The 9,639-nt window shown below is 55.8% G+C and carries 8 protein-coding genes; 5 read left to right on the top strand and 3 right to left on the bottom strand.

Annotated features, from left to right (window positions below):
• From AAAC48_RS07040 to AAAC48_RS07030, 3 genes are all read right to left on the bottom strand, one after another.
• The coding region (locus tag AAAC48_RS07040; protein WP_340653499.1) for an ABC transporter substrate-binding protein at window positions 1–439 on the bottom strand (439 nt) is incomplete at its 3' end.
• A gap of 148 nt (window positions 440–587) precedes the next feature.
• Window positions 588–1,880 carry an L-rhamnose catabolism isomerase gene (gene rhaI, locus AAAC48_RS07035; RefSeq protein WP_340653498.1) on the bottom strand — a complete coding sequence of 431 codons (1,293 nt, stop codon included), beginning with the start codon at window positions 1,878–1,880 and terminating at the stop codon, window positions 588–590.
• Between the two features lie 23 nt (window positions 1,881–1,903).
• Complete coding sequence (locus AAAC48_RS07030; RefSeq protein WP_340653497.1) at window positions 1,904–4,000, bottom strand: bifunctional rhamnulose-1-phosphate aldolase/short-chain dehydrogenase; 2,097 nt, start codon at window positions 3,998–4,000, stop codon at window positions 1,904–1,906.
• Window positions 4,001–4,219: 219 nt separating this feature from the next.
• On the opposite strand from AAAC48_RS07030, the gene AAAC48_RS07025 reads away from it, so the two are divergent.
• The 5 genes from AAAC48_RS07025 to AAAC48_RS07005 form a co-directional block, all read left to right on the top strand.
• Entirely contained in the window at window positions 4,220–5,023 is an 804-nt protein-coding gene (locus AAAC48_RS07025; RefSeq protein WP_340653496.1) for a DeoR/GlpR family DNA-binding transcription regulator, read from the top strand.
• A 51-nt stretch (window positions 5,024–5,074) separates the two neighbouring features.
• Window positions 5,075–6,073 carry a rhamnose ABC transporter substrate-binding protein gene (rhaS, locus tag AAAC48_RS07020; RefSeq protein ID WP_340653495.1) on the top strand — a complete coding sequence of 333 codons (999 nt, stop codon included), beginning with the start codon at window positions 5,075–5,077 and terminating at the stop codon, window positions 6,071–6,073.
• A 66-nt stretch (window positions 6,074–6,139) separates the two neighbouring features.
• Window positions 6,140–7,660, top strand: a complete 1,521-nt coding sequence (locus tag AAAC48_RS07015; protein WP_340653494.1) for a sugar ABC transporter ATP-binding protein — start codon at window positions 6,140–6,142, stop codon at window positions 7,658–7,660.
• 12 nt (window positions 7,661–7,672) lie between these two features.
• Window positions 7,673–8,671 carry an ABC transporter permease gene (locus tag AAAC48_RS07010; protein WP_340653500.1) on the top strand — a complete coding sequence of 333 codons (999 nt, stop codon included), beginning with the start codon at window positions 7,673–7,675 and terminating at the stop codon, window positions 8,669–8,671.
• The coding region (locus tag AAAC48_RS07005) for an ABC transporter permease (protein WP_340653493.1) at window positions 8,668–9,639 on the top strand (972 nt) is incomplete at its 3' end. The genes AAAC48_RS07010 and AAAC48_RS07005, both read left to right, overlap by 4 nt.

Here is a 9,639-nt window from a genome sequence, read left to right as displayed (position 1 = left end):
TGAGCGTGATTTTGACCGTCGCAGGATCGACTGCGTCGATTGATGCGATCATTGGAGCGGTCTGCTTGCCGCGCGATGCGATCTGGGTCCAACGCTTCAGCGAAGCAACGACATCGGTCGAATCCATTTCGGTGCCGTCATGGAACTTGACGCCGGTGCGCAGTTTTATCGTGTAGACTTTACCATCGGGCGAAATCTCGGGAAGGCTGGCAGCGAGAAGTGGCGTGACATTCCAGCTCTTGTCGAAAGTATAAAGCGTTTCGAAAATGTGCTGCGAGACGATGCCAACCAGATCAGCCGTCGAAGCCATGGCATCAAGTGTCGGAGGCTCGCCAATGGTGGCGACATTGATCACGCCGCCCTTTGATTGAGCAAAGGCTGAGGGGTTTAGTGCAATCAGTGCTGAACTAAGGAGGAAAGCGAGCTTCAGTGATCTCATGACAGTTCCCTTTGTTATTCCATTATAATGGACTATAATGCTTTATAGTAGAATAAGAACAAATGAAGGGTGTGCTGTCAATCCAAAAAACAAAGGGGCAGCGCGGTAAAGCGCTGCCCGGCGATGTTACGAAATGGATAAGTGCTGCTCAGATAATACCGCCGCCTCCTGCGGCGCTTGCAGGGCGCCGTTTTCCGACCTGCTGGCGGTACCCGCTCTTGCGATACGTGGCAATCGGGTCGATCGCTCCGGCGGCACGCCGGCGGGCTTCGGCCAAAATCGGTTCGACATCGGTGCGGTAGGCGCGCTTCAGTGCGTCTGAGGCCATCAATGCATCATTCTCATCCTGATAGACGGAGAGCGCACCGCGGTCGACGAGCAGGGCCTGGGTAAAGGCGCGGCGGATTTCATTGGCGCTGGAGATCAGGCTTTCGATCGGATCGGTAACATTATGCGACTGGTCGATCATGTGGGCGGGATAGAAGTTTTCTATGCCGCGATCTTCCGCGTCTACCAATTCATTGAAGACAAGGAACAGTCGGTAGGGATCGATCGAGCCGGCGTCGAGATCATCGTCACCATATTTCGAATCGTTGAAATGAAAGCCGCCCAGTTTTTTGAACTGGATCAGCCTTGAAACGATCATCTCAATATTGGTGTTCGGGGCGTGATGACCGAGGTCGACGAGGCAAAAGGCCTTCGGGCCAAGGGTCTGGGCAATCAGATAGTTTGTGCCCCAATCCTGAACGACAGTCGAATAAAAAGCCGGCTCATACATCTTGTGCTCGGAGAATATCCGCCAGTCATCGGGCAACGCCTGGTAGATCTCCGCCATGGATCCGAGATAGCGCTCAAAAGATTTGGCAAAGTTACTCTGCCCTGGAAAATTTGATCCGTCCCCTATCCAAACGGTCAGGGCTTTTGAGCCGATCGCCCGGCCAATCTCGATGCATTCGATATTGTGCTCGATCGCCTGCGCCCGCGTGGCGGCATTCACATGGCTGAGCGATCCGTATTTATAGGAATGTATCTGGTCTGGTGTATCGGAGAATGTGTTGGAATTCATCGCGTCGAAACCGAGGCCGAGTGCATCTGCATGGGCTTTCAGACGCGTCGGATCGGCCTTGTCCCACGGGATGTGCAGCGAGACGGTGGGTGTCGCCCGCGTTAGTTGATGGATAACCGCACAATCGTCGAGCTTGTCGAAAATGCCATGCGGTTCGCCTATACCAGGAAAGCGCGCAAAGCGTGTCCCGCCGGTGCCAACGCCCCATGAAGGCACGGCAACGAAGAAATCCGCGACCCGCTTCGTAACAGCGTCGATATCAATGTTACGCCGTGCAAGGTGAGCGCCCAGTGCCTCATAGTCGCTCTTGTGCGCGGCGAGCAGCCTGTCGTTTTCGGACGCGATCAGCTCGCCGGAAATGTGCAGTTCAGCCATGATGTCCTCCCGAGACTGTAATACTAGCGCGTAAAGCTCTGCGCGTTGCCCGCATCGACATTGATGATATTGCCTGTCGATTTGGCAGATGCGTCCGAGGCAAGGAAGTATACCGCTTCCGCAATGTCCTCCGGCAAGACATTGAGTTTCAGAAGCGAACGCTTGCGGTAATACTCCTCAAGCTCGTCAACCTGCAAATTGGAGGAGGCGGCACGCTGTTCGCGCCATTCGCCATTCCAAATCTTCGAACCGCGCAGAACGGCATCGGGATTGACCGTGTTCACCCGGATGCCCGCCTCGGCACCTTCCAGTGCGAGGCAGCGCGCAAGATGAATTTCAGCAGCTTTAGCAGCGCAATAGGCACTGGCGTTGGGCGATGCAGCAAGGCCGTTCTTGGAGGCGACGAACACCACGTTGCCGCCAATCTTCTGGCGCCGGAACAGGCGGAAGGCCTCACGCGAAACGAGAAAATAACCGGTTGCCAAAATGTCGATATTGCGGGTCCACATAGAAAGTTCCGTCGTTTCGATCGGAGCCGAAGAAGCGATACCCGCATTGGAAACGAGAATATCAACGCCGCCAAACTCGACCGTAGCCTCGGCGTAACTGGCAATCACATCCGCCTCGTTGGTTACATTCAACTGTGCGCTGCGCACTGCATCCGCTGTGTAGCGCGTGGCGAAGTCGTCATGCGCTGCCTTGAGCGCTTCAGCGTCGATGTCAGCGAGCACCACGCAGGCGCCCTCGCCCAACAATCTTTCGGCGGTCGCGCGACCGATACCACCGGCGCCGCCGGTTACGAATGCAACGCGGCCCGCCAAAGATTTCGGCTTTGGCATGCGCTGCAGTTTGGCTTCTTCAAGCAGCCAGTATTCGATATCGAAAGCCTCCTGTTCGGGCAGACCCTGATATTCGGAAACCGACGAGGCGCCGCGCATGACATTGATGGCGTTGACGTAGAATTCACCGGCAATACGTGCGGTTGCCTTGTCCTTGGCAAAGGATAGCATGCCAACGCCAGGGATAAGGAAAATCACCGGATTGGGATCGCGCATGGCAGGCGAATTTGCATGCTTGCAGTCGTTGTAGTAGCGGGCATAGTCCGCGCGGTAAGCCTCGAGTGCGCTGTCGAGCGATGCGACGACCGCATCGGAATCCGGACTGGCCGGGTCGAAGTCCAGCACCAGCGGCCGGATTTTCGTGCGCAGGAAGTGATCGGGGCAGCTGGTGCCAAGTGCGGCCAGCGGGCGCAACTCTTTCGAATTGACGAATTCAAGCACCGCAGGCTGATCGTCGAAATGGCCAAGTTTGCGCTCGGAAACGCCGATCTTGCCGCGGATTTCCGGCATTAGCTTTGCGGCGAGGGCACGGCGGGCAGTTGCATCGAGGCTGGGTGTAGCTTCACCGCCGAAAGCTGATTTGCCAGCTGTTCTCTCATCAAACCAGACAATCGCCTTGTTGATGATTTCAAGTGTCAGTTCGTAGCATTCCTTGGCATCATTGGCCCAGGTGAAAAGACCGTGGCTTTCGAGGACCACACCTTTGGAGTTTGGGTGGGCAGTCACGTAAGCACCCAGATCGAGCCCAAGCTGGAACCCGGGACGTCGCCAAGGCAACCAGCCAATAGCGTCACCAAAGATTTCCTTCGTCAGCTCGCGAGAATTCTTCGATGCGGCAATCGCGATGATCGCGTCGGGATGCATATGATCGACATGTTTGAACGGGACGAAACCGTGCAATGGTGTGTCAATGGAGGCGGCGCGGCTGTTGAGATTAAAGGTGCAATGCGGCAGGAAGCCGACCATGCGGTCTTCGTCCTCTATGCCCTTGTAAATGGATTTCAGGGATTCCAGCTTTTCCATATAGAGTGTGGCAAAGCCATCGAGCTTGATCGTGCCCACGTCGCCACCCGATCCCTTGACCCACAGCACTTCGACGGGTTTACCCGTCAGTGCATCTGCTTGTGTCACCTTCGCGGATGTATTGCCACCGCCGTAATTGGTAATGCGCTTGTCGGCGCCCAGCAGATTGGAGCGATATAGCAGCTTGCCCGGCTCATCCATGCCCGCTGCCTTTTGATCATCCCAACGATTATCCAGAAGTTGGACCTTGTCTGCCATATTCGCCTCCCGATGGGTCAATTTGTCGGCCAGGAACACGTCGCCAGCCGCGCTATTTGCCTTAGCTATGGAGCAGAACGTGTTTTAATGTCAATCAGAAACGATCAAAATCAATCATAAAATTGCTATTGTGCAGTGCAGTATGAAATTATTTGACTGAAGTTGATTGACACTGATCATGGATTTGCGCAATAGATTGTCACAAGAGGAGAAGAAGAAATGCATGAGCGCGAGCGCCACCGTATCATTCTGAGCGCTGTTCAGGAAAAGCCGGTCATCACCATTCAGGACATTGCCGAACTAACGGAAGCGTCGGAGGCAACCATTCGCCGTGATATCGCCTCGCTCCACGTCAAGGGTAAACTGCGCCGGGTGCGTGGTGGTGCAGAAGCGGTGCATCCGCCGCAATTGACGCCGCTTGCCGGGCGTCATTTTCATGTTTCCGAATCCGAAAATGCCGATAAGAAGCGTGCCATCGCCAGAGAGGCCGTCGCCCTGTGTGAGGAAGGAGACGCCATCATAATCAATGGCGGCACGACGACCTTCCAGATGGTCCATTTTCTTTCATCGCGCCGTTTGCAAGTGATGACCAATTCCTTCGCCATTGCCGAGCACTTGGTCAAGAACTCCAAGAGTTCCGTCACTGTGCCTGGCGGTGCGATCTATCGCGAGCAAAGTATTATCCTCTCGCCCTTCGACAATGACGTGACCCGCAATTTCTACGGCAAACGTATGTTCATGGGCTCGCAGGGGGTTGGCCCATTCGGGGTTATGGAGTCGGACGCGCTGATCATTCAGGGCGAGCAGAAACTGATCAATCAGGCCGATGAATTGGTGCTGCTCGTCGATTCGACCAAGTTTGCGCGCCGGTCAAGCCTGATCCTCTGCCCGCTGCAACGTGTTGCAACGATTATCACTGATGACGGCATCTCAGACGCGGACCGCAAAATGGTAGAGGATGCCGGCGTTCAGCTCATCGTCGCGAAGGTCAATCAAACAAGGAATTCCGTTTCGGTCGCATAAGGGCCGAGCGGTGTGGACGCATCCAAGCTTCAATCTCTGGGAGGACAGACAATGAAACTTTTGAAGAAACTCGCATTGGGATCGGCACTCGCCTTTGCCATGCTCGCATCGCAGGCTCAGGCCGCTGACACAATCAAGATCGGTCTTGTGGTTAAATCGCTTGGCAATGGCTTCTTCGAAGCCGCCAACAAGGGTGCTCAAGAAGCAGCGAAGGAACTTGGCGGCGTCGAGGTCATATATACCGGCCCGACGTCGACGACGGCTGAAGGTCAGATCGAAGTTATCAATGCCCTGATCGCGCAGAATGTTAACGCCATCGCCATTTCGGCCAATGACCCCGACGCCGTTGTTCCGGCGCTGAAGAAAGCCGCGGCACGAGGCATCAAGGTCATTTCCTGGGATTCTGCGGTCGCAAAGGACGGACGCATCATGCACCTCAATCCGTCGTCGAACGAATTGATCGGCAAGATGTGCCTGCAACTCGCAGCCGATCATTTGAAGGATGGCAAGGGCGATTTCGCCATCCTCTCGGCAACCACGACCTCGACCAACCAGAACACTTGGATCGAGGAAATGAAGAAGCAGCTGCCGAATTTCCCTGGCCTCAATCTGGTTACCACCGTCTACGGCGATGACCTTTCCGACAAGAGCTATCGCGAAGCGCAAGGCCTGCTCACGTCGCAGCCAAATGTGAAGGTCATCGTTGCTCCAACGACCGTTGGTGTGCTTGCTGCGTCGCAGGCCGTGGCCGATGCCAAGAAGATCGGCGACGTCTATGTCACAGGCCTTGGTCTTCCTTCCGAAATGGCGGGCGCCATCAAGTCGGGCGCGACCAAGGAATTTGCCATCTGGAACCCGATCGATCTTGGCTACTCGGCAACCCAGATCGCCTATCGCCTTGTCAAGGGAGAGACAGACGGAGCTCCAGGCAGTGAAATTGCCGCCGGTCGCATGGGCAAGATCAAGGTTGGCGACAATGGTGAGGCAGCCATGGCCGATCCATTCGTCTACGACGCCAAGAACATCGACGAGTTCTCAAAGATCTTTTGATCCTCAAAACCCGTTGCCGGCCCGGCAGATATTCTGCCGGGCACTTTTTCTCAATCGGTATGATCGATGAACAAGATTGCCATGTCCGAGCCTTTGCTGGAGACGCCACTTCTTGAGATGCGCGGCATCTCCAAGTCGTTTCCCGGCGTAAAAGCGTTGAACGACGTCAATATTGCCCTGTTCCCTGGCAAGATTACGGCGCTTATCGGTGAGAACGGTGCGGGAAAGTCGACACTCGTGAAAATCCTCACCGGTATCTACGAGGCCGACGAGGGAGAAATCCATGTCGACGGTAAGCCAGTCTCCTTTGCCAATGCGCAGGACGCGATCGATTTCGGCGTCACCGCCATCCATCAGGAAACGGTACTATTTGATGAATTGTCGGTGGCCGAGAACATCTTTCTTGGCCATGCACCGAAATCGAGGATCGGCTTCGTCAATTGGAAGGCCGTGAACGCGCGGGCGCTCGCCCTGCTGCATTCCCTCGAAAGCAATATTGATCCGCGCATACGGCTCAAGGATCTCTCCATTGCACAGCGCCATCTTGTTGCCATAGCCCGCGCCCTGTCCGTCGATGCGCGTATCGTCATCATGGATGAGCCAACCGCTGCGCTTTCGCGCAAGGAGGTCGATGACCTCTTTGCGATCGTGCGACGCCTGAAAGCTCAGGGCAAGGCCATTCTTTTCATCAGCCACAAGTTCGATGAAGTATATGAGATTGCTGATAATTTCGCAGTGTTCCGCGATGGTAAGGCGGTGGGCAGTGGCGTACTGGCCGGTGTCGGTCAGGATGAGATCGTCAAACTCATGGTTGGACGTTCTATCGAGCATGTGTTCCCGAAGGTGGACATTCCGCTCGGCGATACAGTGTTCTCAGTTGAGAACTACACCCATCCGACTGAGTTTCGTGATATCAGCTTCGCGCTCAAGAAGGGCGAAATTCTCGGGATTTATGGTCTGGTTGGTGCGGGACGTTCCGAGATATGTCAGGCGCTGTTCGGTGTGACAAAGCCATCCGGCGGTACGCTGAAGCTGGACGGCAAGGAGATCGTGATCCATTCGCCAGGCGACGCCATCAAGGCCGGCATCGTCTATGTCCCGGAAGAACGTGGCCGCCATGGCGCAGTGTTGCAGTTGCCAATCTACCAGAACATCTCACTGCCATCGCTAACGCGCACCTCCCGCTCCGGTTTCTTGCGCGCGGCTGAGGAATTCGCCCTGGCGCGAAAATATGCCGAGCGTTTCGACCTGCGTGCTGCGGCGCTTTCCGTGCCGGTCGGAACCCTTTCCGGCGGTAACCAGCAGAAAGTTGTTATCGGTAAATGGTTGGCAACTCGGCCGAAGATCCTCATTCTCGATGAGCCGACCAAGGGCATCGACATCGGTTCGAAAGCCGCAGTTCACGCCTTCATCAGCGAACTTGCTGGTGAAGGTCTGAGCATCATCATGGTATCGTCGGAACTGCCGGAAATCCTCGGCATGTCTGACCGCGTGTTGGTAATGCGCGAAGGTCTGTCCGCCGGTATCTACGAGCGCAATCACCTAAGTGCCGAGACGCTGGTCCGCGCCGCAACCGGCAACGCTTGAGGATCAGAAATGATCAGACAATTGTTCAAATTCCGCGAAATGCTGCTGGTGGTCATCATCGCCATCCTGCTTGCTGTCTTTTCGGCGCGTTCGCCCGGCTTTGCCAGACCTGGCAACCTCGCCAATATCTTCAACGACACCTCTATTCTCATCATCCTTGCCCTTGGCCAGATGACAGTGATCCTGACGAAGTCCATTGATCTGTCGGTGGCGGCCAATGTGGCCTTTACCGGTATGGCCGTCGGCATGTTGAATGCAGCCTATCCAGGGCTGCCCCTCCCCCTGATCATCCTCATTGCGCTCGGGACCGGTGCTATCCTCGGCGCTATCAACGGCCTCTTCGTCTGGAAACTCAACATCCCCTCCATTGTCGTCACGCTCGGCACACTTACGATTTACCGGGGCATGGCCTTTGTTCTCTCTGGTGGTGCCTGGGTCAATGCGCACCAGATGACAGAACCCTTCCTGCAAACACCGCGACAGCTGTTTCTTGGCCTGCCGATCCTTGGCTGGACTGCCATTGTCATCATCGCAATCATGTATCTGGTCATGTCGCGTACCTTCCTTGGCCGTGCAATTTACGCCTCGGGCGGAAATCCCACGGCAGCGGTTTATGCCGGCATCGATGTCGGACGCACGCGATTTTTTGCCTTTGTCATCTCGGGTACTTTGGCGGGACTGTGCGCCTATCTCTGGGTGTCGCGCTATGCGGTTGCCTATGTCGATATCGCCGCAGGTTTCGAACTCGACACTGTGGCCGCCTGCGTTATCGGCGGCATATCCACACTAGGTGGCATTGGTTCCGTCGCTGGCGCAGTTCTCGGCGCACTGTTTCTTGGTGTTATCAAGAACGCGCTGCCTGTCATCAATATTTCGCCCTTCGCGCAGATGGCAATCTCCGGCTCGGTGATCATCGCTGCTGTAATTTTCAATGCGCGCCAGGAGCGGCGGCGCGGCCGTATCATCCTGCGTGATCGCGGCGCATCAGAACAGATCGAGGTAGCAGCATGAGCGCAGTTTCCGAAAAGCGGCATATTCCGGATCGTCTCGGGACATCAGTCACCCGGCTGTTCGCGAGCTGGGAAGCTCTGCTCATTGCAGTGGCCGTGCTGATCTTCATCGCCAACTCCCTTGCCTCACCTTATTTCCTCAATGCCTGGAACCTCTCCGACGCCACCTTTAACTTCACGGAGAAAGCCATGGTCGCTTTCGCCATGGCGCTGCTGATCATCGCTGGCGAAATCGATCTTTCCGTTGCTGCGATCATCGCACTCGCCTCCACCGCTATGGGCGCCGCAGCACAGGCCGGTGTCGGTACACCAGGACTTGTTATCATAGGTGTCGGCGTTGGTGTCGGATGCGGCGTCATCAATGGTATCCTCGTGGCCGGGCTGCGCCTGCCCTCCATTGTCGTTACCATTGGCACAATGAGCTTGTTCCGCGGCATCGCCTATATTGTGCTTGGCGACAAGGCCTATGGCGGCTATCCGGCCTCGTTCGCTTTTTTCGGTCAAGGCTATGTCTTGTGGGTCTTTTCCTTCGAGTTCGTACTGTTTGCCGTGCTTGCCGTCCTCTTTGCGATCCTCCTGCATGCAACGAATTTTGGCCGCCGCGTCTATGCCATCGGCAATAATGAATTCGCTGCGCGCTTTTCTGGCATCCGCGTCGAGCGCATCAAGTATAATCTGTTCTTGCTGACGGGCCTCATGTCTGGCATCGCCGCCGTGTGCCTGACTTCGCGCCTTGGCTCGACCCGCCCGTCAATCGCGCAAGGCTGGGAGCTCGAAATCGTCACCATGGTCGTTCTCGGCGGCATTTCCATTCTGGGTGGCTCCGGTACGATTGGCGGTGTCGTTATCGCAGCTTTCGTGATGGGTCTGGTGACCTTCGGTCTTGGCCTGCTGAATGTGCCTGGTATCGTCATGTCGATCTTTATCGGCCTGCTCTTGATCACCACCATCACGCTGCCGATCATTATG

The sequence above is a fragment of the Phyllobacterium sp. genome, assembly GCF_037994405.1.
Lineage (GTDB): Bacteria > Pseudomonadota > Alphaproteobacteria > Rhizobiales > Rhizobiaceae > Phyllobacterium.
Note: the sequence above shows the minus strand (reverse complement) of the source record. Positions and strands in the feature narration are given on the sequence as shown.

Excerpts from the sequence above, each read along its gene's own strand:
- AAAC48_RS07025 (WP_340653496.1), top strand. The coding sequence starts at position 4,220 with ATGCATGAGCGCGAGCGCCACCGTATCATTCTGAGCGCTGTTCAGGAA.
- rhaS (WP_340653495.1), top strand. The coding sequence starts at position 5,075 with ATGAAACTTTTGAAGAAACTCGCATTGGGATCGGCACTCGCCTTTGCC.
- AAAC48_RS07015 (WP_340653494.1), top strand. The coding sequence starts at position 6,140 with ATGAACAAGATTGCCATGTCCGAGCCTTTGCTGGAGACGCCACTTCTT.
- AAAC48_RS07030 (WP_340653497.1), bottom strand. The coding sequence starts at position 4,000 with ATGGCAGACAAGGTCCAACTTCTGGATAATCGTTGGGATGATCAAAAG.
- rhaI (WP_340653498.1), bottom strand. The coding sequence starts at position 1,880 with ATGGCTGAACTGCACATTTCCGGCGAGCTGATCGCGTCCGAAAACGAC.